Annotated in this window: 18 protein-coding genes; 12 read left to right on the forward strand and 6 right to left on the reverse strand. The window is 56.9% G+C overall.

Annotated features, from left to right (window positions below):
* Nucleotides 1–82 precede the first annotated feature (82 nt).
* Nucleotides 83–619, reverse strand: coding sequence for a nucleotide exchange factor GrpE (grpE, locus tag ACOYNV_RS09560; protein WP_422899552.1), 537 nt, complete (start codon nucleotides 617–619; stop codon nucleotides 83–85).
* Between the two features lie 205 nt (nucleotides 620–824).
* Here grpE and ACOYNV_RS09565 point away from each other — a divergent pair, with 205 nt between their 5' ends.
* Nucleotides 825–2,162 (forward strand): protein kinase domain-containing protein, encoded by a 1,338-nt coding sequence (locus tag ACOYNV_RS09565; protein ID WP_422899533.1) that lies wholly within the window; start codon nucleotides 825–827, stop codon nucleotides 2,160–2,162.
* Nucleotides 2,163–2,188: 26 nt separating this feature from the next.
* Here ACOYNV_RS09565 and ACOYNV_RS09570 read toward each other — a convergent pair whose 3' ends face one another.
* The 4 genes from ACOYNV_RS09570 to hrcA form a co-directional block, all read right to left on the reverse strand.
* Nucleotides 2,189–3,799, reverse strand: a complete 1,611-nt coding sequence (locus tag ACOYNV_RS09570) for a methyl-accepting chemotaxis protein (RefSeq protein ID WP_422899534.1) — start codon at nucleotides 3,797–3,799, stop codon at nucleotides 2,189–2,191.
* A 59-nt stretch (nucleotides 3,800–3,858) separates the two neighbouring features.
* Nucleotides 3,859–4,923, reverse strand: a complete 1,065-nt coding sequence (locus ACOYNV_RS09575) for a VCBS repeat-containing protein (protein WP_422899535.1) — start codon at nucleotides 4,921–4,923, stop codon at nucleotides 3,859–3,861.
* Between the two features lie 97 nt (nucleotides 4,924–5,020).
* Nucleotides 5,021–6,127, reverse strand: a complete 1,107-nt coding sequence (gene hemH / locus ACOYNV_RS09580) for a ferrochelatase (RefSeq protein ID WP_422899536.1) — start codon at nucleotides 6,125–6,127, stop codon at nucleotides 5,021–5,023.
* 10 nt (nucleotides 6,128–6,137) lie between these two features.
* The gene (gene hrcA, locus ACOYNV_RS09585) at nucleotides 6,138–7,166 is read right to left on the reverse strand and encodes a heat-inducible transcriptional repressor HrcA (RefSeq protein ID WP_422899537.1); all 1,029 of its coding nucleotides are present in this window, start codon (nucleotides 7,164–7,166) and stop codon (nucleotides 6,138–6,140) included.
* On the opposite strand from hrcA, the gene ACOYNV_RS09590 reads away from it, so the two are divergent.
* From ACOYNV_RS09590 to ACOYNV_RS09640, 11 genes are all read left to right on the forward strand, one after another.
* Nucleotides 7,165–7,419, forward strand: a complete 255-nt coding sequence (locus ACOYNV_RS09590; RefSeq protein ID WP_422899538.1) for a hypothetical protein — start codon at nucleotides 7,165–7,167, stop codon at nucleotides 7,417–7,419. The two genes, hrcA and ACOYNV_RS09590, sit on opposite strands and share 2 nt — an antisense overlap.
* Before the next feature lie 67 nt (nucleotides 7,420–7,486).
* Nucleotides 7,487–8,431, forward strand: coding sequence for an NAD(+)/NADH kinase (locus ACOYNV_RS09595; RefSeq protein WP_422899539.1), 945 nt, complete (start codon nucleotides 7,487–7,489; stop codon nucleotides 8,429–8,431).
* Between the two features lie 165 nt (nucleotides 8,432–8,596).
* A complete protein-coding gene (recN, locus tag ACOYNV_RS09600; RefSeq protein ID WP_422899540.1) occupies nucleotides 8,597–10,252 on the forward strand; it encodes a DNA repair protein RecN in 1,656 nt (551 codons plus the stop codon).
* An 86-nt stretch (nucleotides 10,253–10,338) separates the two neighbouring features.
* Complete coding sequence (locus ACOYNV_RS09605) at nucleotides 10,339–10,950, forward strand: putative metalloprotease CJM1_0395 family protein (protein ID WP_422899541.1); 612 nt, start codon at nucleotides 10,339–10,341, stop codon at nucleotides 10,948–10,950.
* A 245-nt stretch (nucleotides 10,951–11,195) separates the two neighbouring features.
* Complete coding sequence (locus ACOYNV_RS09610; protein ID WP_422899542.1) at nucleotides 11,196–11,669, forward strand: outer membrane protein assembly factor BamE; 474 nt, start codon at nucleotides 11,196–11,198, stop codon at nucleotides 11,667–11,669.
* 1 nt (nucleotide 11,670) lies between these two features.
* Nucleotides 11,671–12,477: a 4-hydroxy-tetrahydrodipicolinate reductase gene (gene dapB / locus ACOYNV_RS09615; RefSeq protein WP_422899543.1), complete on the forward strand. Its 807-nt coding sequence runs from the start codon at nucleotides 11,671–11,673 to the stop codon at nucleotides 12,475–12,477.
* Between the two features lie 36 nt (nucleotides 12,478–12,513).
* On the forward strand, nucleotides 12,514–15,060 hold the full coding sequence (locus tag ACOYNV_RS09620; RefSeq protein WP_422899544.1) for a response regulator: 2,547 nt from the start codon (nucleotides 12,514–12,516) through the stop codon (nucleotides 15,058–15,060).
* 168 nt (nucleotides 15,061–15,228) lie between these two features.
* Nucleotides 15,229–16,377, forward strand: a complete 1,149-nt coding sequence (gene carA, locus ACOYNV_RS09625) for a glutamine-hydrolyzing carbamoyl-phosphate synthase small subunit (RefSeq protein ID WP_422899545.1) — start codon at nucleotides 15,229–15,231, stop codon at nucleotides 16,375–16,377.
* 3 nt (nucleotides 16,378–16,380) lie between these two features.
* The gene (carB, locus tag ACOYNV_RS09630) at nucleotides 16,381–19,587 is read left to right on the forward strand and encodes a carbamoyl-phosphate synthase large subunit (RefSeq protein WP_422899546.1); all 3,207 of its coding nucleotides are present in this window, start codon (nucleotides 16,381–16,383) and stop codon (nucleotides 19,585–19,587) included.
* Between the two features lie 82 nt (nucleotides 19,588–19,669).
* The gene (greA, locus tag ACOYNV_RS09635; RefSeq protein ID WP_422899547.1) at nucleotides 19,670–20,146 is read left to right on the forward strand and encodes a transcription elongation factor GreA; all 477 of its coding nucleotides are present in this window, start codon (nucleotides 19,670–19,672) and stop codon (nucleotides 20,144–20,146) included.
* A 176-nt stretch (nucleotides 20,147–20,322) separates the two neighbouring features.
* Nucleotides 20,323–20,784, forward strand: coding sequence for a DUF4149 domain-containing protein (locus ACOYNV_RS09640; protein ID WP_422899548.1), 462 nt, complete (start codon nucleotides 20,323–20,325; stop codon nucleotides 20,782–20,784).
* A gap of 302 nt (nucleotides 20,785–21,086) precedes the next feature.
* Here ACOYNV_RS09640 and ACOYNV_RS09645 read toward each other — a convergent pair whose 3' ends face one another.
* Nucleotides 21,087–21,440 carry a YhbY family RNA-binding protein gene (locus ACOYNV_RS09645; RefSeq protein WP_422899549.1) on the reverse strand — a complete coding sequence of 118 codons (354 nt, stop codon included), beginning with the start codon at nucleotides 21,438–21,440 and terminating at the stop codon, nucleotides 21,087–21,089.
* Nucleotides 21,441–21,505 lie beyond the last annotated feature (65 nt).

Consider the following 21,505-nt stretch of genomic DNA (forward strand, 5'->3'; position numbering starts at 1 on the left):
TGTCCTTTTCAGTTTGCTAATGTGATTCGTGAATACCCGAATGTTTCTGGATGAGCCCTAAATGGGGCTTATCGGTTTCTTTTCAAGCCTTGGCTTTGGCCACGATGACGAGTGCAGGGCGTAGCACGCGTTCGGCGATCAGGTAGCCCTTTTGCAAGACGTTGACGACCGTGTTGGGTTCCTGTTCAGCCTCGATCATGCTGATTGCTTGATGAAAGTGCGGGTCGAATTTTTCGCCAAGCGGGTTGATTTCGCTCAGATTCGATTTCTCGAAAGCGGCAACCAATTGTTTGAGCGTCAGTTCGGTGCCGGATTTCAGGCTTTCCACGCTCGGTGCCTCGGTCGCCAAGGCTGCCTCAAGGCTGTCCTTGACGGCAAGTAGCTCACCGGCAAAGCGTTCAACAGAGTATTTGGACGCCTTGGCAATGTCTTCCTGGGCACGGCGGCGAACGTTTTCGGTTTCGGCCTTGGCGCGCAACCAGGCATCATGGTGCTCTTCGGCCTTGAGTTCGGCCTGGCGAAGCATTTCTTCGAGGCTGGGCGTAATATCCAAGGTCTGCACAGGGCTTTCTTCCGTGCTGTCGATGCTGGCTTCAACTGGTGTTTCTTTGTCTTGCATTTGCATAGTTGGTGGTCTCCCGGAAAACTTTTAGTAAATTTGGGGCGTATTTTTCGATTTCAAGCGCTGTTCCCCGATTTATTTGGTGTTGTCTGATAAATACTGATGCGCCACACGGTTCTGCTGCTAGGATTTGAACTCATGGCCGGCGCGAGTTAAACCGGGCATTGATTTGGCACTTCACCCCATAACAAGAAACGTTGGCATGGCAGAGAAAATTGGCAAGTACGAAATCATTCGCATCCTGGGCAAGGGCGCGACTGCGGTCGTCTATCTGGCGCGCGATCCGGATTCAAATCGTGAGGTAGCGGTCAAACTGATTCTTTTCGGCGATAACAATGCGGCCATGTCGCGACGGCTGCGCAAGCTTTTCCAGACGGAAGACTCGATCGGGCGGCGTCTGAATCATCCCAATATCGTCAAACTCTACGATGCCGTGATTGAAGCTGAGCGAGCCTACATCGTCATGGAGTTCATCGACGGCACGCCGCTTGACCAGTTTTGTGCGATCAACCGCTTGTTGCCCATGCATCGCGTCATCGGCATCATCTTCAAGTGCTGCCTGGCGCTCGATCACGCATTCCGGCAGGGCGTCGTTCATCGCGACATCAAGCCGGCCAATATCCTGATCGACGCGGACGATAATCCGAAGATTACCGACTTCGGGCTGGCGCTGAATCTGCACAAGGACATGAACAAGGATTCAACCTTGGTCATGGGGGTTGGTTCGCCGGCCTACATGTCGCCCGAGCAGATCAAGAACTATCCGCTTAACCAGAAGACGGACCTTTATTCGCTTGGCGTCCTGCTATTCCAGTTGCTTACCGGGAGATTGCCGTTTCGCGCCAATAATCAAGGGGCTCTTATTTACAAGATCGTCAACATGGACACGCCCTCGGTGTGCGCACTCAATCCGAACCTGCCGCCCGGCCTTGATCCTATTCTCAAGAAGGCGCTGGAGAAGGATCTTTATAGTCGTTATCGCAATGGCGCCGAGTTCGCCAAGGATCTGTCGACTGTCCGGTATCAGATGATGGACGAGGATTCTACCCAGCAGGACATGTCGCATTTCGAAAGATTACGCAGTCTCGAATTTTTTACTGAATTTGAAGATATTGAATTGTGGGAAGTCCTGCGGATCAGTGTCTGGCGCGAGGTGTCTGCCAAGGTCGTGTTGATCCGTGAAGGCGACAACAACAGAATCTTCGGGGTGATCGTCAACGGCTTTGTCGAGGTTTCGGTTGAGGGCAAGTCCATCTGCCGTCTCGGTGCTGGCGAGGTGGTGGGAGAGATGTCCTATCTCCATCCGAGCGATAGCAAGCGCTCATCAACGATCGTTACGCTGGAACCGACCCTGTTTCTTGAAATCAACAGCGCAGCACTCGATCTCAGTTCGGATGAGGTTCTGGAAAGATTCAACCAAACGCTTATTTCCAAGGTGCTTGCGCGTCTGCGCGGAGCCAACAAGGCACTGGCCAAACTTGGCCAGTCAGCGGTACATGGCCGCAGTGCCGGCTGTGATCTGGAACTGGCACCGCCCTGATTGACGGTACCATTTGTTCCGGAGTTTTAGACCTTGAATCGACTTACCGTGGTTTGCAGTTCCTGCGCCAGAGCGTCAAGCGCCTGCACCGAGACGGCTGTTTGTGCAACCGCGATGTTGTTCTGTTTGGCCATTCTGGAAATGGCCTCGATGTTTTCGACAACCTCGTGACTCACGCGCCGCTGTTCATCGGTGGCTGAGGCGATTGCGTCCAGACCGCGCCCGACCTCGCCAACCGACCCGTTGACCGAATGCAGTACATCGGACACGCTACTTACCGTCTGATGGCTGGAGGCAATGTTCTGGAGCCCTTCGCTGATGGCGTGCTTGACGCTGATTGATTGGGCGGCAAGGACGCTGGTGATGGTGCCGATCTTGTTGGCTGAATGAGCCGACTGTTCTGCCAGTTTACGAACTTCGTCGGCAACCACCGCAAATCCTCTGCCCGCTTCGCCAGCGCGCGCCGCTTCAATGGCTGCGTTGAGGGCAAGCAGATTGGTCTGGTCGGCAATGCCCTTGACCTCCTGGGTAATGGTATTGATCGTCTCGGCATTCCTCACGAACTCGGCGGCTGACGTGGACATCAGGTTGACCGCCTGCTCGACGTTGTCCATTTCCCGGCCGAGTTGTAAAAGTACACGATTACCTTCTTCGGCACGTTTCAGGCTTTCCTGGGACTGCTGATGAACGAGTTCAGTGCTTTTTGAAATCGAGCTGATACTGCTTTCCATGTTTTCAACGGCGGACGCCGCCTGAACCGATCTTTCGCTCTGCATCTGAGAGCCGGAAGCAACACGCTGGGCAGAGGCTGACAATTCCTGGGATTGAGATGAAACCTTGATCGCAGAATCCCTGACCTGCTGAATGATGCGACAGAAGTTTTCCATCATTTCATTGAAGCTATTCGCCGTCTGACCGATTTCGTCGTTACCGCGAACGTTAAGCCGGCGGGTCAGATCCCCTTCGCCACGGGCGATTTCCTTGAGACTGCTGCTCAATTCATTCAGCGGGCTGGTGACGAAGTGACGTGTGAACTTATAGATGACGAAGAGCAGGAGAAAACTGACAGCCGCCGCCGCGAGGGCGATTTTCAGACGAAAACTGGCAACCACCCGTTCGACGGATTCCAGCGAAACCTTCATGCTCACAATTCCGAGCACGGTACCTTCCGGAACCTGATGACACATGATGCAATCTTTTCCGAGATAGTTCTTTAAGGCCAGCGTGGGGTTTATGACCCGGAGAATCGGAATGCCGCCGTCAGTGTCAACCTCGGCGTAGGGTTTGGCCTCTTTCATCACCCGCTGCTCGAGTGCGTCGAGTGTGCGTGTCGACTTGATGTCGGGGCCAAAGAATTTGATTACGGCCTCGCTACGGGCGACGTGCAGGTCCTTGATGACGCTGAGTTGTTTGATCTGGTCGAGGAAAACTTCACGTTGCCCGATGCTGCCGGTAATCATCATGCCGGTGAGTCCGGCCATGGTCATTTCGTGGACGCTTTTCGCGAAATCGCCAGCCTGGTGGATCGAAGTTTCCCTGCTGACACTGGTCTGCCAGAGGATCATCCCGGTCCACACGATAACCAGCACAAACCATATCGCAGCCGTCAGCCGGACCCATATTTTCAGATTATTCATCTTAGCTCCCTGCAGCAAAGTACGGCGTTGCTGATCCGGAAACCAGTTTCGAGCCAGCCTCAGACTGTCAGATCAACCTGACTCATTGTGCCAGTTTTGCCGCTTTCCTGCAGGAAAATTCCCGTCGATTTGATCTGTCCCAAAAGCCCATTGCTGGCGTCCTTGATGTCGAAAGGCGTTGCCACGCGGGCGAGGCTCAGTGCTCCGACATTCGCCTGTTTGAGTGTGGAAAGTTGATCAACTCCGGCACTGTTCTTGGTCCACACGCGCAACTGCTCGTAAGCGGCGTCGTTTTCGTCGATCCAGCCATTGTGGTCGGCGTCAAGTGCGGAAAGTTCGGCAAACCCGTCACCACTTTTCGCTCCGAAAAGCTCCGATCCATTGTTGATCTTGCCGTCGCCGTTTCGGTCGAAGGCAAGAAATCCGCTGCCGCCAGTCACAAAGTTGATGTCTTCGGCCTTGCCATCGCTATTGAGGTCAAACTTGAAGCGCTGGCTGGTCAATTGGGCCGTTGTGCCACTGAAGTTCAGAACCAGCGGGTCTTGTGTCTTGCGGGCATCGCCCTGGCGGATGCTGACATCGGACTCTTCGTGGTAACTGCGCGCCATCGACAATGAAACAGTGAAACTGATTTCCCTGCCGTCCTCCGTGTGAACAACGCCCGTCGCGTCGAAGCTGGTCTGCTCGGTTTCTGTGTAGGATTCATGGCGATCGTATTCAAGGCCGTAGCCGGCAGCTTGTGGCGCCTGGGCCTGAGGCGACTGACTTGACTGATTTGGATCCTGTACTGCGGCGGCCGGGGTATCGACTTGCAGTTCGCTGGCGTCGAAAACCTTGACTTCCTTGCCGGTCAGCATGGCAATCATGGCACGGATCAGGCGCAGCATCGGGTCGTTCTCGGCGGCGTCGATGCTGCTCTGAATGGCGCTGGCTTCGCTCGACTGTGCGGCTTTGCCGGCGTCTGATATCTGTACGGGTTCAGGTGATGACAAGCGTCCGCGCTGGTTGCCTTCGAAATCCGGGCGGCGATCACCGATCCAGGCGCGCAGCGATTCACGGACTTCATGATGTTGCGTCTTGAGGTGGCTGGATTCCAGTTGGAGTGCGGCGCTGGCGATTTTCATGGTGATCCCCTTCAATTTCCGATAACTCTCTGTGGAGGGTTAACGGCTGTGAAAGGTGATCACTTGAGCGGTGTTCGTGAAAAGTTTTTAATCTGCCTCAAGCGGCAGCGCCAAGCGCCTTCGCCCGCAGCGCGCTGATTTCGAGCGCGGCGGCATCGGGCGCGCTTTGGGTCGGCCAGCCTTGCAGGTGGGTGACAACCAGTCCGGCCAAGGCGCGAATCCAGTCTTCGCGTTCGTTCAGGCAGGGAATGTAACGGTAGTCCTTGCCTCCGGCCTGAATGAACCCGGCCTTGCCTTCGATGGCGATTTCTTCGAGGGTTTCAAGGCAGTCGGCAGGAAAACCGGGGCAGATGATGTCGACGCGCGCCACACCTTGCTTGCCGAGTGCCGCCAGCGTTGGTGCGGTATAGGGCTGCAGCCATTCGGCGCGGCCGAAGCGTGACTGAAAGCATATCTGATACTCGTCTGCACCAAGATTCAAGGCTTCGGCCAGCAAGCGCCCCGTTTTATGGCACTCGCAGTGGTAGGGGTCGCCCTTGACGAGCGTGTAGCGCGGAACCCCGTGAAAGCTCATGATCAGCCGGTAGGAAGAAGACGGGCGTCCATTCACCATCCAGTGATCGCGAACGCTGCTGGCCAGTGCCTCGATGAAGGCTGGGTGGCCGGCAAAACTTCGTATCGTCCGCAGCTCGGGCTGATTACGGATCGAACCTGCCCAGGCAAAGGCGGCGTCAAACGCGGTCGCCGTCGTGCTTGACGAATATTGCGGGTAGAGCGGTAGCAGCAGGATGCGTGTACAGCCCTCGGCCTTGAGACGGGAGAGGGTCGAGGGAATCGACGGCTGGCCGTAGCGCATTGCGTAATCGACAACGACACGATGTCCGGCTTCGCCGAGAAAGCCGCGCAGCAGTTTGGCCTGCCGTTCAGTGTGCACTTTCAGCGGCGAACCTTCGGGCGTCCACACGGCAGCGTATTTTTCAGCCGATTTTTTGGGGCGGACGTTGAGGATGACGCCGTTGAGAATCAGCCACCAGATGGCACGCGGAATTTCTACTACCCGCGGGTCGGAGAGAAATTCCTTGAGATAGCGACGCACTGCAGGAGCGGTTGGTGCTTCGGGTGTGCCCAGATTGATCAGCAAAACGGCGGTTTTTTCCGCCGTACCGTGTCGGTAGGCTGGTTCGGGCAGGAAGAAACTGGTCATAAGCGTGGCATCAGGAGTTGGTCTGGTAGGTGAGGGCGGAGGAGAGCAGTTTGGCGGTGATGTCGACAATCGGGATGACGCGCTCGTAGGCCATTCGCGTTGGTCCGATGACGCCTACCGAGCCGACGATCTGGCCATCGACATCATAGGGCGCGGTGACGACGCTGCATTCGGCGAGCGGCGCCAGTCCTGACTCGCCGCCAATGAAAATCTGGATGCCGTCGGCGCGGTGTGAAATGTCGAGCAGTTGCACGAGGGCGGTGCGTTGCTCGAAAAGGTCGAACAGTTCGCGCAACTGCTTCATGTTGGACGAAAGCTCTTCCACTTCGAGCAGGTTCCGTTCGCCGGAGATGATGTACTGTTCATCGGCTTTGTTCATGGCTTCATCACCGGCCGCCAGGGCGGCAGCCATCAGGCCCTGCAGGTCGCCGCGCAGTTTCAGCAGGTCTTCCTTGACGCGGCGGCGGATATGCTCGAAATCGTTGCCGGCAAAGTATTGATTCAGGTAGTTGGTGGCGACAACGAGTTCCGATGGTGAATAGGGGCGCTCGGTGAACAGGATGCGGTTTTGCACGTCACCATCGCTAGTGACGAGGATCAGCAGGATGCGTTTTTCCGACAGGCTGACGAATTCCATCTGCCGGATTCTGGGTGTCTTGCGCCGAGGTGTCAGCACGATGCCGGCAAAATGGGTCAGTCCGGAGAGCAGGTGTGATGCGCTGCTGATCAGTTGTTGTGGTTGTGAGGGATGAAGTTGCCCTTCGATGGCGTGGATTTTTTCCGTATCCAGCGGTTGCATGGTGAGCAGGCTGTCGACGAAGAAGCGATAGCCGCGCGGCGTCGGTACGCGTCCGGCCGAAGTGTGCGGGCTGGCAATAAAACCAAGATCTTCAAGGTCGGCCATGACGTTGCGTACGGTGGCCGCTGACAGGTCGAGCCCGGAGTACTTCGATAGCGCCCGCGAACCAACCGGCTGACCGTTCGCAATGTAGCGTTCGATCAGTGTTTTGAGCAGGGTTCTGGAGCGTTCGTCAAGCATGGAGTTGATTTTACAAAAGATTCTGAAAAAAGTTGGGATTGAATGTGGAACATCAGGAAACCGTCTTGAATTTCGTGCTGAAGTTCTGGGCGTAAACAAGAACGGAACACATCGCTACAACCCGCACCAGTTGGCGTTCTACAGGACTGCAGTCATAACAGCCATTGAATACGCCATTCTTCAGGCACATGTCTTGCAGATCGCCTATCCATGCGCCTCGCAGGAAGTCAGCCTGGGGCTATTCACGAAGTAGGCACTCTGCACTAAAGTTGCTGGCAAGGCACAGTGAAAGCGATTGAAATTGTGGTTTAATCCGCTTCATGAATGATGACCCCGTTTCCTCATCCGGCGCTGGCCGGGTTTCGCCCCGAACCATCGCGCTGATCGGAAAGTACCACAGTCGTGATATCGCCGAGTCGCTGAGTCTTCTGGCGATGAATCTTCACGACCGTGGAATTACGGTTATCGTCGAGGAAGTGACGGCGAGCAATTCTGCCGCGCCGGTTGGCCAGCGAAGTTGGGCGAATTGCGATTTTGTGACCATTGGCGATTTTGCGTCGATTGGCGAGAAGGCTGATCTGGCCATCGTGCTCGGTGGCGACGGAACCATGCTCAATGCCGCACGGCAACTGGCGCGCCATCGCGTGCCGCTGGTCGGCGTGAATCAGGGCCACCTCGGCTTCATGACGGATATAGCGCGTTGTGACATGCTGACCTGCCTGGACGCTCTGCTCAACGGCTTGTTCACTCCGGAAGACCGCATGCTGCTCGTTGCCGAGGTATGGCGTGACGGACAAAACATCGCTTCCAACCTGGCGCTCAATGATGTGGTGGTCGACAAGGGCTCTATCGGCCGCCTCATCGAGTTCGAACTGTTCATCGATAGCGAGTTTATCTACAGCCTGCGCTCGGATGGACTGATCGCATCGACACCCACCGGTTCGACGGCCTATTCACTGTCGGCCAATGGCCCGATCATGCATCCTCAAGTTTCAGGAATTGCACTGGTGCCGCTTTGCCCCCATTCGCTGACCAATCGGCCGATCCTCGTCAGCGACCGCAATGAAATTGAAATCCGTATCGTCCAGGCCACCGATTCGCGGGTGCACTTTGACGGTCAGGTGACTGTTGATCTGCGGGCCGAAGATTCTGTCCGCATCCGCCGTTCGGAATTTTCAATCAGTCTCCTGCATCCTCCCGGTTACAGCTATTTCGCCATGCTGCGCCAGAAGTTGCACTGGAGCGAGAAACCGATAGCTCACTAGTAGTCAGTCATGCTGAAACGTGCTGAAAAAAATATTCGTCATTCCGGGCTTGACCCGGAATCCAGAGGTGCATCACTGGATTCCGGGTCAAGCCCGGAATGACGGGGTTATCCATAGATTTACCATGACTGACTATTAGGCCATTCAGAAAGTCACTGCTACCCCATGCTGCGTCGTTTGACAATTCGAGATTTCGTGCTGGTCGATCGTCTGGAACTTGAGTTCAAGGCGGGCTTTGGAACATTGACTGGCGAGACCGGGGCCGGCAAATCGATTCTGGTTGATGCGCTGGCCTTCGCCCTCGGCGAACGCGCCGACGCCGGCCTGATCCGTGCGGGTAGCGAACGGGCTGAAGTCAGCGCCGATTTTGATCTGCAGGACTCAACAGTTGCCGCTGACTGGTTGCGCGAACATGACCTCGATGCCGACGAGGGCTTGTTGCTGCGCCGTGTCGTCGATGGCAATGGCCGTTCCCGTGCTTATCTCAACGGTTCGCCGGTGACCGTTCAGCAATTGCGGGAAGTGGCCGAGTCACTGGTTGATATTCACGGGCAGCATGCGCATCAGTCCCTGCTGCGCGGGGAGGCGCAGCGCGCATTGCTTGATTCGCATGCCCGGCTCAATCCGTTGCTGGAAGAGGTTTCTGCCGCTTGGCGCCTGTGGCGCGAAGCCAGGGTGCTGCTTGATTCGGCAGCGGATGGTGCGGAGGCGCTGGCGCAGGAACGCGAGCAGCTAGAGTGGCAGGTACGGGAACTTGAAGCGCTCGGATTCTCGCTGGACGAATGGGCAACCCTGAATGTCGAGCACAAGCGGCTGGCGCACGCCGCCAGTCTGGTCGAAGGGGCGCGGTTTTCGCTGGCACTTCTGGCCGAAGGCGACAACGCCTGTGAGATGCAGGTTGATAGCGTTGCCAGCCGGCTCGAAGGACTGGCCGAGTACGACCCGGCACTGTCCGAGGTTGCCGCCTTGCTGCAGTCGGCACAGGCGGAACTCGCCGAAGCGGTTTCAGCACTGCGCCGTTATGCGGATCGGGTTGATCTTGACCCGCAACGTTTGCTTGAAGTCGAGCGCCGGATCGAGGCGGTGCTTGGTTGTGTGCGCAAATTCCGCTCAAGTCCGGATGACTTGCCGGCTCTCCTGGCACGTTGGCAGGGGCGATTGACTGTTCTCGGTGAGGCTGCAGATATCGCCGGACTTGAAAAACGTGTCGCGGCAGCGCGCAAACAGTACGAGGATCTGGCCAAACTGCTGTCAAAGAGCCGTGCCAAGGCCGCCGAGGCACTGGGCGTCGAGGTCAGTCGGGTCATGCAGCAACTGGCGCTCGGTGGCGGGCGTTTCGAGGTCGCGCTGGTGCCGGTCGAAGCTGGCTCTGTTTATGGCCTGGAGCAGGTCGAGTTCCGCATTGCCGGCTTGTCGGGGAGCGAATCACGCTCGCTGGCGAAGGTCGCTTCGGGCGGCGAACTGTCACGCATCAGTCTGGCGATTCAGGTGGTAACGAGTCAGGCCGCAAGTGTTCCGACGCTGATTTTCGACGAGGTCGATGTCGGGATTGGCGGCGGGGTGGCCGAGGTCGTTGGCCGCTTGCTGCATGAATTGGGTGCCGAACGGCAAGTTCTCTGCGTGACGCATCTGCCCCAGGTGGCCGCCCGCGCCAACTGGCAGTGGCAGGTGATCAAGAGTGCCGAGGGCGGACAGATTCGCAGCCGTGTCGTAACACTCGATAACGATGCACGGGTTGAAGAACTTGCCCGCATGCTCGGTGGTGTCGAAATTACCGCCATTACCCGACAGCACGCGAGAGAAATGCTGAGCATTTCCTGAGTCAGTCCTGGCGGATAGTGCTGGAAAATCACTGGCTTATCGTCTATGCTTTATTCTAGCCCGTTGGCTTCAAGGCCATTTCCAAGATGATTCAGAGCACAGCAGGCATATCGACGCAAGCCGGTTACGGTTTCGAGAAATCTGCGCCTAACGGCGGGCAGGCATCCAAGTCGATGAGTCCGGTTTCACGTTCGGGCGATTCAACGAGCAACTCTGACTCTAACTCTATTTCGTCGGTCAATCAGTTAACGCCTGAACAGCAGCAGCAGGTTCAGCAGCTCAAACAGACAGATCGCATGGTTCGGGCGCACGAGCAGGCGCATCTTGCGGTCGGTTCTGATCTGGTGCGTGGCGGCGCAACCTTCAGTTATCAGACCGGGCCGGATAATCAACGCTATGCGGTTGGCGGCGAAGTCTCGATCGACACCTCGTCTGGTCGAACACCTGAGGAAACCATTCCCAAGGCGCAGCATATCCGCGCTGCGGCAATGGCGCCCGCTGATCCTTCGGCTCAGGATCAGAGCGTCGCAGCCAAGGCCAGCAGCATGGAAAGCAATGCGCGGATAGAGCTGGCCGTACAGCAGCGGGAAACTGCGGCAAGTGCTGAGCAGGGCAGCAGCACCCGCTTATATCGCGGTGTCGAGCAAGGCAATGGCAGAAACGCCCAGGTTGGGGCGAGTCTGGACATCTACGCCTGATGCGTTGGATTTGCCCCGATGCGGGCATTCCGCCTTGCATGATTCGAAAAGCTGCAGAATCTTCAGGCGGGGATAGTGGCTTTGAGCCCCATTCGCTTGAGGTCGGTGGATTTGCTCATGGCTTGGCTTGATCGGTGGAGTAAAGGAGGAGTTCTTTTCGGTTATGATACCGCACACACAGCTTCAAGAACTCTGACAACATGTCGAAGCGCATTTCCGATTATTTACCAAGAAACTTTCCAAGCATGACACTTTCCCGACTTGCCAGAATGGCTCTCCTGGTGGCCGTTATTTCCGGTTGCTCCTCGGTTCCGCGCATCGTCAATGAATACAAGATTGACGTACAGCAGGGCAATGTTCTGACCCAGGAAATGGTTTCCCAACTCAGACCCGGTCTGACCAAGGATCAGGTGCGTTTTATACTCGGCACGCCGGTGCTGATGGATATGTTCCATGCCAATCGCTGGGATTACGTTTATCGGCTGCAGAAGGGGAACGGCGACGTCGAGATGCGGAAGTTCTCAACCTTCTTTGATGCCAGTGACAAGCTGGCACGGGTTACTGGCGATGTGATGGCGGCTCAGGCGGGGGATGCTTCTGCGGTGCAGGAGAGCCGGACGCGCGAAATCGACCTGGGCTCGATCGGGGCGGATAGTGTTGCGCCACCACTGGAAGAGAAGGGTATCTTCGGGAAAATGATGGAAAGCGTGGGTTTCTGAAATGAGCGGAATGAAGATTGCGATCGTTGGTGCCAATGGGCGCATGGGCCGGATGTTAATCGAATCGACCCTGAAGGATGGCGAGGCCAGGCTGGTCTCGGCCATTGACCAGCCGGGCGTGCCGGCGATAGGCAAGGACGCCGGCGAACTGGTTGGGATGCCCTGCGGTGTTCCGGTAACGATCGATATCGAGGCAGGGATCGCCCAGGCCGATTGTCTGATTGACTTTACCCGCCCTGAAGGCACGCTTGAACATCTGGCCATCTGCCGTCGCCACAAGGTCGCTATCGTGATCGGAACAACCGGTTTTGACGAGGCAGGCAAGCAGGCGATTGCTGATGCCGCGCGCGAGATTCCGGTGGTTTTTGCGCCGAACATGAGCGTCGGCGTGAATGTTGTTTTCAAGTTGCTCGAAACGGCTTCGCGAATCCTGGCCGAAGGCTACGATATCGAGATTGTCGAAGCGCATCACAAGCACAAGATCGATGCCCCGTCCGGAACCGCGCTACGCATGGGCGAGGTGGTCGCCAAGTCACTCGGGCGTGATCTGAAGGAATGCGCTGTTTATGGTCGCGAGGGCGTCACTGGCGAGCGCGATCCATCGACCATCGGTTTCGCTACCGTGCGCGGCGGTGACATCGTTGGCGACCATACCGTCATGTATTGCGGTACCGGCGAACGCGTCGAGATCAGCCACAAGGCGGGTAGCCGCATGCCTTACGCACTCGGCAGTCTGCGTGCAGCGCGCTTTCTTGCCGGCAAGACGTGCGGGTTGTTCGATATGCAAGATGTCCTGGGTTTGCGCTGAGCTCAATCAGCCAAACGGATGGCTTGGACGCCAGGAATGAAATCCCAACTTCTAGCAGGCAAACTTCGTGAGATTTTTGGCGGAGACGGTGAGCCGGTATTAAAGCAGTTGCTGGTTGGGGCGGATAGGGAGCATCCAGCTCTGGCGCAGGGCGTGGCTAAACTGCTGGATGTTGCTGATGGCCTGATTGACCAACTGGTCGGCGTACATCAGGTCAAGTCCGAACTTTCGGGTGATGCCTTCTCGGACTGGAACCTGAAAAGCGGTCGAATCGATTCCGGCAAACAGTGGAAAGCACTGCTTGGCTTTGCCGACAGTGACCTGGTTGACACTATTGTCGGCTGGCGCCATCTGGTACAGCCGGATGATCTGCTTGCCTTCAACAAAGCGATTGCCGCCCATGTGCAGGGGAAGACCCGTTTTTTTCAGACTGAATGCCGCCTGAAGACCAAGGCCGGAAACTGGAAGTGGCTGTTCCTGAAAGGCTTGGTCGTTGCCCGCGATGCCGGCGGTGAACCCTTGCGCCTGTTGTTGCTGCAACGTGATATTACCGACTTCAGACAGACGGCTGCGGAAGCCCTGTCGGCCAAGGAGGCGGCCGAGGCAGCCAATCGGGCGCGTAGCTATTTCATGGCCAATATGAGCCACGAAATTCGTACGCCGATGAACGGGATTATCGGCATGACCGAACTGGCACTGGATACCCAGCTTGATGCCGAGCAGCGGCATTATCTGAGAACGGTCAAGTCCTCCGCCGAGTCGCTGCTGGCCATCGTGAACGACATTCTTGATTTTTCAAAGATCGAGGCCGGTAAGCTGCGCTTCGAGGAGATTCCGTTTTCGCTGTCCAGTCTGGTTTTTGAGGCGGTTCGAACTCAGTCGGTGACGGCGCATAAAAAGGGGCTGGAAGTCATCGTCGCGCTGGCGCCAGACGTTCCTCGCCGTATCGTCGGTGATCCGACGCGGGTTCGTCAGGTTATCTCCAACCTGGTCGGTAACGCGATCAAGTTTACAGAACGCGGGGATATTTCAGTCACTGTTACGGTTGAGGAACTTGTCTCTTCATCTGCAGTTCTCCGCTTTGCCGTCCGGGATACCGGCATTGGCATTCCGGTTTCACGGCAGGGTGCGATTTTCGAGGCTTTTTCACAGGCCGACGATTCGACGACGCGGCGTTATGGCGGAACAGGGCTGGGTTTGACCATTTGCACCCACCTGGTACAGATGATGGGCGGACGGGTCTGGCTCGAGAGTGTTGAAGGCGAAGGCTCGTGCTTTTACTTTACGGGTCGGTTCGGCGTCGATGCCGTCAGCGTTGATGTGTCACAGGGGCAACAGTTCAGCAATCAGCGGGCGCTGTTGCTTGAAAACAATCCGGCGGTTGCCAAGCAGTTATTGGCATTTCTTGCGCAAGCCGGAGTGCAGACTACGCATTTTTCCGAGGCACAAGAAGCGCTTCAGGCAATCGAGAAGTCACGCGCACTTGGTTTCCCCTATGATTTTTTGCTGGTCGATGCGCAGGTGCCATCTCCTGGAGGCATGGCACTGGCCGAGTCATGGCAGGGCAGCGATCATTCCGAGAAGCTGATCATGCTGCTCAATACCGAGGAGCAGCGTCAGAATCTGAAACATCTGCGCGAACTTGGCGTTGATGCCCATCTCGTCAAGCCGATTGCCCCCGAAGATTTGGTCGAAGCATTGAAGCTTGTTTCGGGTCGAAAGGGTGAGCATGATGCCTTGCTGGACCCGTTCGATTTCGCTGATCGAGCGGCGCGCGATGAATCATCCGGGCTCGAGGTGCTTCTGGTTGAGGATAATCCGGTAAATCAGGAGCTTGCGGAACGGTTGCTGAAGAAACGTGGTTACCGTGTCACGCTGGCCAATAATGGCGCTGAGGCGGTCGATTGCTTCGAAAAAAGTCACTTCGATCTCATCTTCATGGACATGCAGATGCCTGTCATGGACGGTATCGAAGCCACCGAGTCGATCCGTTCCCGTGAAATGAGGCGCAGTTGGGTTGTCTCGGATGAATTCAAACAGGTTTATATCATCGCCATGACTGCCAACGCGATGGATGGGGATCGTGATCGTTGCCTGCAGGCCGGGATGAATGACTATGTGTCGAAGCCGATCAATCCGAAAGATCTTTATGCGGCGATTGATCGTGGCCTTGGCCACGAGAGTGGCAAGGACTCGGTGCAGTCGGAGCCTGCTCGAGCGCTGACTGAAACCTCGCTCGATCTCGATGCGGCAATGAATGATCTGGGTGATCGCGATCTGTTGCAGACCATGGCCGGAATGCTGGTCAATGAATGGGATCAGCATTTGTCGCGGATTCAATCCGACTTGCGCGACAAGAACGCGGCGCAACTTTTTATGGATGCGCACACTTTAAAGAGCCTGCTGGCCATTTTCCACGCAGAAATTGCGCGACGTATTGCGCTTGATCTTGAGCATGCGGCCAAGACGGTTGAGGGTATCGACTGGGGGCGTTGCGTTCAGCTGGCCGATGATCTGGCGCGCGAAATGACCCGGCTGAAGCCCGAAATGGAACGTTTCGTCCGTGGTGATGTTCCGCTCTGAAGCCGCATGGCAACGGGAAGCGCACTTAAAAACAGATCCTTGAAGCAAGCAGGAGAATTGCCGAAAAGAGGGCTCTCCGGTACAATCCGAAGGTTTTCAAGTATTCAAGCGGGAGGGCTGCGCGCCGTCCCGCTTTTGTGTATGTAAGCTTAGAATCAGGAGTCTTTTGTGTCGTTGTTACCCTCTCTTCCGCCCGCGATTCTCGCTCTTGCCGACGGCACTGTTTTTCGAGGCTACGCCATCGGTTCCCCAGGCACTACCAGCGGCGAGGTAGTGTTCAATACGGCGATGTCCGGCTATCAGGAAATCCTTACCGATCCTTCCTACTGCCGTCAGATTGTCACGTTGACCTACCCGCATATCGGCAATACTGGTTGTAATGACGAGGACTTCGAGTCGCGCGCCAATTTCGCGGCCGGTCTGGTCATCCGTGACCTGCCGATTCGCGCCGAAAACTGGCGCCTGCAGGACACCTTGCCCGACTATCTGAAAAAGCATGGGATGGTGGCCATTGCCGGTATCGATACGCGCAAGTTGACCCGTATCCTGCGCGAGAAAGGTGCCCAGGCCGGTTGCATCATGGCTGTTGAGGTTGATGAACATGCGGCTATTGCCCAGGCCCGTGCTTTCCCCGGTCTGGCAGGTATGGACCTGGCCAAGGTGGTGAGCGTCGATTCACCTTACGAGTGGAGCGAGGGCGATTGGACGCTGAAGGGCTATCAGCCGGCGACCGCAGCCAGATTTCACGTCGTGGCTTACGACTTTGGTGTCAAGCGCAACATCCTGCGCATGCTTGCTGCACGTGGGTGCAAGGTGACTGTCGTGCCGGCACAAACCCCGGCTGCCAAGGTGCTTGAGTACAAGCCGGACGGCGTTTTCCTGTCGAACGGGCCGGGCGATCCCGAGCCGTGTGACTACGCGATCACGGCCATCCGTGAGTTGCTGGCGCAGGGGGTTCCGACCTATGGCATTTGCCTCGGCCACCAGTTGCTGGCGCTGGCCTCGGGTGCCAAGACGGTCAAGATGAAGTTTGGCCACCATGGAGCCAACCATCCGGTCAAGGATCTCGATACCGGACAGGTGCTGATCACCAGCCAGAATCATGGCTTCGCCGTTGATGCCGACTCCTTGCCGGCCAATCTGCGGCCGACGCACGTTTCTCTGTTCGACGGATCATTGCAGGGCGTTGCGCGCACCGACGTGCCGGCGTTTTCGTTCCAGGGGCACCCTGAAGCGAGCCCCGGCCCGCACGACGTGGCTTACCTGTTCGACCGTTTCATCAAGCTGATGCAAGACCAGAAGGCTGCAGGAAAGTGACTCATGCCTAAGCGTACAGATATAAAGAGCATCCTCATCATTGGCGCCGGACCGATCGTCATCGGTCAGGCTTGCGAATTCGATTACTCCGGCGCACAAGCCTGCAAGGCGTTGCGCGAGGAGGGCTACAAGGTCATCCTGGTCAATTCCAATCCGGCGACGATCATGACCGATCCGGAGATGGCCGATGTGACCTACATCGAGCCGATCACCTGGAAGGTGGTCGAGAAGATCATCGAAAAGGAGCGTCCCGACGCTCTGTTGCCGACCATGGGCGGCCAGACGGCGCTCAACTGCGCACTCGACTTGGCCAAGCACGGCGTCCTTGAGAAGTTTAACGTCGAAATGATCGGGGCCACTAAAGAGGCCATCGACATGGCCGAGGATCGCGAGAAATTCAAGCAGGCGATGACCCGGATCGGTCTTGGTTCGGCGCGTTCGGCGGCGGCACACTCGATGGAGGAAGCTCAGCAGGTTCAGGCCATGATCGGTTTTCCGGCGATCATCCGGCCGTCGTTCACGATGGGTGGTTCGGGTGGCGGCATTGCCTACAACCAGGAAGAATTCGTCGAGATCTGCAAGCGCGGGCTGGAAGCCAGCCCAACGCACGAGTTATTGATCGAAGAGTCACTGATCGGCTGGAAAGAGTTCGAGATGGAGGTTGTTCGCGACAAGGCGGACAACTGCATCATCGTCTGCTCGATCGAGAACCTCGACCCGATGGGCGTGCATACCGGCGATTCGATTACCGTGGCGCCGGCGCAGACGCTGACCGACAAGGAATACCAGATCATGCGCAATGCCTCGATCGCGGTTTTGCGCGAGATCGGGGTGGATACCGGTGGTTCCAACGTGCAGTTCTCGATCTGCCCGGAAGACGGCCGCATGCTGGTGATCGAAATGAATCCGCGCGTTTCGCGTTCGTCGGCGCTGGCTTCGAAGGCCACCGGCTTCCCGATCGCCAAGGTGGCGGCCAAACTGGCCGTGGGCTATACGCTGGACGAATTGGCCAACGATATCACTGGCGGCAAGACGCCGGTTTCTTTCGAGCCGTCGATTGACTACGTGGTGACCAAGGTGCCGCGCTTTGCCTTTGAGAAGTTTCCGACCGCCGATTCACGCTTGACCACGCAGATGAAGTCGGTTGGTGAAGTGATGGCCATCGGGCGCACCTTCCAGGAGTCTTTCCAGAAGGCGCTGCGCGGCCTCGAGGTAGGCGTCGATGGCATGAATCAGCGGACTACCGACCGCGAGGAACTGGAGCGCGAACTCGGCGAGCCCGGGCCTGAGCGCATCTGGTACGTCGGCGATGCTTTCGAGAACGGTTTTACGCTCGATGAAGTCCATGCCCTGACGCATATCGATCCATGGTTCCTGGCCCAGATCGAGGATATTGTCCGGATCGAGATGAAGCTCGACGACATGTCGTTCGACGAGATTGACGCCGTGACCCTGCGTGAACTCAAGCGCAAGGGCTTTTCCGACCGCCGTCTGGCCAAGCTGATGAAGATGAGCGAAACCGATGTGCGGAATCGCCGGCACGCCATGGGTATCCGTCCCGTCTACAAGCGTGTCGATACCTGTGCTGCAGAGTTCTCGACCAGCACCGCCTACATGTACTCGACCTATGAGGAAGAGTGCGAATCAAATCCGAGCGACAAGAAAAAGATCATGGTCCTCGGTGGCGGTCCGAACCGCATCGGGCAAGGGATCGAGTTCGATTACTGCTGTGTCCATGCGGCACTTGCCCTGCGCGAAGATGGTTATGAAACGATCATGGTCAACTGCAATCCGGAGACCGTGTCGACCGACTACGACACCTCGGATCGCCTCTACTTCGAGCCGCTGACGCTCGAAGACGTGCTCGAAATCGTCGCCATTGAAAAGCCGGTGGGGGTCATCGTGCAGTTCGGCGGTCAGACGCCACTCAAGCTGGCGCGTGACCTTGAGGCGAACGGTGTGCCTATCATCGGTACCAGTCCGGACATGATCGACGCCGCTGAAGATCGTGAACGCTTCCAGAAACTTCTCCAGGAACTTGGCCTCAAGCAACCGCCCAACCGCACGGCGCGTACCGAACCCGATGCCTTGCGCCTGGCGGAAGAAATCGGTTACCCGCTGGTTGTCCGCCCTTCGTATGTACTGGGCGGCCGTGCCATGGAAATCGTCCATGAGGCACGTGACCTCGAGCGCTACATGCGCGAGGCGGTGAAGGTTTCGAACGATTCGCCGGTGCTGCTTGATCGCTTCCTCAACGATGCCGTTGAAGTCGACGTCGATGCACTTTCCGATGGCGATGAAGTGATCATCGGCGGTGTCATGGAACATATCGAACAGGCCGGCGTGCATTCAGGCGACTCGGCTTGCTCGCTTCCGCCCTATTCGCTGTCGGCAGAAGTGCAGGATGAACTGCGCCGGCAGACCAAGTTGATGGCCAAAGGGCTCAATGTCTGCGGGCTGATGAACGTGCAGTTTGCCATCCAGAACGATGTGGTCTTTGTGCTCGAAGTCAATCCGCGTGCCTCGCGCACGGTACCGTTCGTTTCCAAGGCGACCGGGCTGCAATTGGCAAAGATCGCCGCACGTTGCATGGCCGGGCAATCGCTTGCTAGCCAGGGCGTGACCAAAGAAATCATTCCACCCTATTTTTCGGTCAAGGAAGCGGTGTTTCCGTTCAACAAGTTCCCCGGTATCGATACCATCCTCGGCCCCGAGATGAAGTCAACGGGCGAGGTGATGGGCGTCGGCAGAACTTTCGAGGAAGCCTTCGTCAAGAGCCAGATGGGGGCCAGTGTGAAACTTCCTGACTCCGGCAAAGTCTTCATCAGCGTCAAGGAATCAGACAAGGTCAAGGTAGTCGATATCGCCCGCGACTTGCATGCGGCTGGATTCAGCATCCTGGCCACGCGTGGCACGGCATCGACGATTGCGGCGGCCGGTATTCCCGTGGCGGTGGTGAATAAAGTCACCGAAGGGCGTCCGCATGTTGTCGACATGATCAAGAACAAGGAAATTTCCCTGATCATCAATACGGTGGACGAGAAACGCAAGGCGATCAACGACTCGCGCTCCATCCGGACTTCCGGTCTGGCGGCGCGCGTGACCATGTACACCACCATATGGGGCGCTGAAGCGGCGGCTGTTGGCATCAAGAACGGCGGTGAGTTGGTGGTCTACTCGATCCAGGATCTGCACGCAGAACTTATTTAAACGACCGATTAACCGCCGGTCACGCCAGTTATTCAGGCATCCGGCGGTTTTGCTTTGGTAGCGAATCAAGTGAGTAAAGATCATGAGCAAAGTACCTCTGACCGTTAACGGCGCCGAAAAACTCCGCGCCGAACTGCATCAACTGAAAACGGTTGAACGGCCAAGCGTGATCGCGGCCATCGCCGAGGCACGCTCGCACGGCGATCTTTCGGAGAATGCCGAATACGATGCGGCCAAGGAGCGTCAGGGTTTCGTCGAAGGCCGTATCCAGGAAGTCGAGGGCAAGCTGTCGCACGCCCAGATCATCGATCCCATGCTGCTTGATGCCGATGGCCGCTGTGTTTTCGGAGCGACTGTCGATCTTGAGGATCAGGACTCGGGAACGCAGGTCACCTATCAGATCGTTGGCGAGGACGAAGCCAATATCAAGGGTGGGAAAATTTCGATCAATTCGCCGATTGCCCGCGCCCTGATCGGAAAATTTTCCGGCGATATTGCCCAGGTTCAAGCGCCGGGCGGGCTGCGTGAATACGAGGTGCTTGATGTTCGCTACGAGTAAAACGTTGTTTCAGAGTCTGTGAAAAAATACCTAGCCCCCACCGCAAAGGCGCAAAGTCGCAAAGGTTTCGCAAAGAAAAGCTTTACAAACAATGGGGTTCCTCTGCGTTTTCTTTGCCCCTTAGCGCCTTTGCGGTGGATTTTTGATTTTTTCGCAGGTTTTCAAAGGATTCCGGCGTGAGACGTTTTTCCGAGGCGCTTTACTTGGTGACACTGACGCTGTGGGTCGGCGGCTTGTGGGCGATTGGCTATCTCGTCGCACCGACGCTTTTTGCCACATTGGCCGATCGTCAAATGGCCGGCATGCTTGCCGGCAAACTGTTCTCCCTGATCGGCTGGGTTGGTCTGGCTTGCGCGGCCTATCTGCTGCTTTTCATGTTGTTTCGCTTTGGCAGCAGCGCCTTGAAACGCGGCATCTTCTGGCTGGTTCTGGCGATGCTGGCGCTAACGGTGGTCAGCCAGTTCGGTATCCAGCCTTTGCTGGCACAACTCAAGACCGAGGCTTTGCCGCGTGAGGTGATGGAGAGCGTCCTGCGTGATCGCTTCGCCACCTGGCACGGCATATCGAGCATCCTCTATCTGGCGCAGAGTTTGCTCGGTGTGCTGGCTGTTGTGGGTGCTGGCCGCGGCTTGAAGTAGGCTTAACATGGCAGTCGCGCCAGCGACTCTCGAATCTCCCCTCGCCCTCTGGGAGAGGGGTCGGGGGAGAGGGGAACGGGCAGGGCTTTCATTACTTGGGGTGCCTATCAAAGCCATGCCCGTTACTGCAGCCTGTATATCCAGACGCCAATCTGCCGTTGAAAAAGTTGACATGGCTATAACCCGCGTGGATAGGCGATCTACGATCCATGTGTTTGAAGAGTGGCGTATTTATTGGCTGTCCTGGCATGCAACTTGTAGAACGCCTATTGGCGGGGCTTCCAGAGATGTTGTTGTTTTACTTAGTTGCGTGTACCACCTTGAAAGCTGCGTTTGCTGCGCCGAGGTTCAGTGTGGCCGCGACGCGATTTCGGTGCCAGTGCTTCAGGTGACGGACGCCAGACAACGAGCAGTTTCCCGATGTGTTGTACGGCTGCCGCGCCGAGTTGTTCGCAGATGGTAGTCAGATACTGTTCGCGCACTTCCCGATCGTCGTTGAAGACGCGGATTTTGATCAGTTCATGGCTTTCCAGGCTGCTGCTGATCTCTTGCAGAACAGCTTCGGAAAGCCCGTTCTGGCTGATCGCGACAACGGGATTCAGGGCGTGGGCACGGGCACGCAAGGCGCGTCGTTGGTCGGCAGTAATATCGAGCATTCATTAAACCTTTAACGTGAAAGTCGCGCCAGCGACTCTCGAACCTCCCCTCGCCCTCTGGGAGA

The sequence above is a fragment of the Propionivibrio sp. genome, assembly GCF_049316945.1.
In the GTDB taxonomy this organism is placed as follows: domain Bacteria; phylum Pseudomonadota; class Gammaproteobacteria; order Burkholderiales; family Rhodocyclaceae; genus Propionivibrio.

Excerpts from the sequence above, each read along its gene's own strand:
- grpE (WP_422899552.1), bottom strand. The coding sequence starts at position 619 with ATGCAAGACAAAGAAACACCAGTTGAAGCCAGCATCGACAGCACGGAA.
- ACOYNV_RS09565 (WP_422899533.1), top strand. The coding sequence starts at position 825 with ATGGCAGAGAAAATTGGCAAGTACGAAATCATTCGCATCCTGGGCAAG.
- ACOYNV_RS09570 (WP_422899534.1), bottom strand. The coding sequence starts at position 3,799 with ATGAATAATCTGAAAATATGGGTCCGGCTGACGGCTGCGATATGGTTT.
- ACOYNV_RS09575 (WP_422899535.1), bottom strand. The coding sequence starts at position 4,923 with ATGAAAATCGCCAGCGCCGCACTCCAACTGGAATCCAGCCACCTCAAG.
- hemH (WP_422899536.1), bottom strand. The coding sequence starts at position 6,127 with ATGACCAGTTTCTTCCTGCCCGAACCAGCCTACCGACACGGTACGGCG.
- ACOYNV_RS09590 (WP_422899538.1), top strand. The coding sequence starts at position 7,165 with ATGGAGTTGATTTTACAAAAGATTCTGAAAAAAGTTGGGATTGAATGT.
- hrcA (WP_422899537.1), bottom strand. The coding sequence starts at position 7,166 with ATGCTTGACGAACGCTCCAGAACCCTGCTCAAAACACTGATCGAACGC.
- ACOYNV_RS09595 (WP_422899539.1), top strand. The coding sequence starts at position 7,487 with ATGAATGATGACCCCGTTTCCTCATCCGGCGCTGGCCGGGTTTCGCCC.
- recN (WP_422899540.1), top strand. The coding sequence starts at position 8,597 with ATGCTGCGTCGTTTGACAATTCGAGATTTCGTGCTGGTCGATCGTCTG.
- ACOYNV_RS09605 (WP_422899541.1), top strand. The coding sequence starts at position 10,339 with ATGATTCAGAGCACAGCAGGCATATCGACGCAAGCCGGTTACGGTTTC.
- ACOYNV_RS09610 (WP_422899542.1), top strand. The coding sequence starts at position 11,196 with ATGACACTTTCCCGACTTGCCAGAATGGCTCTCCTGGTGGCCGTTATT.
- dapB (WP_422899543.1), top strand. The coding sequence starts at position 11,671 with ATGAGCGGAATGAAGATTGCGATCGTTGGTGCCAATGGGCGCATGGGC.
- ACOYNV_RS09620 (WP_422899544.1), top strand. The coding sequence starts at position 12,514 with ATGAAATCCCAACTTCTAGCAGGCAAACTTCGTGAGATTTTTGGCGGA.
- carB (WP_422899546.1), top strand. The coding sequence starts at position 16,381 with ATGCCTAAGCGTACAGATATAAAGAGCATCCTCATCATTGGCGCCGGA.
- greA (WP_422899547.1), top strand. The coding sequence starts at position 19,670 with ATGAGCAAAGTACCTCTGACCGTTAACGGCGCCGAAAAACTCCGCGCC.
- ACOYNV_RS09645 (WP_422899549.1), bottom strand. The coding sequence starts at position 21,440 with ATGCTCGATATTACTGCCGACCAACGACGCGCCTTGCGTGCCCGTGCC.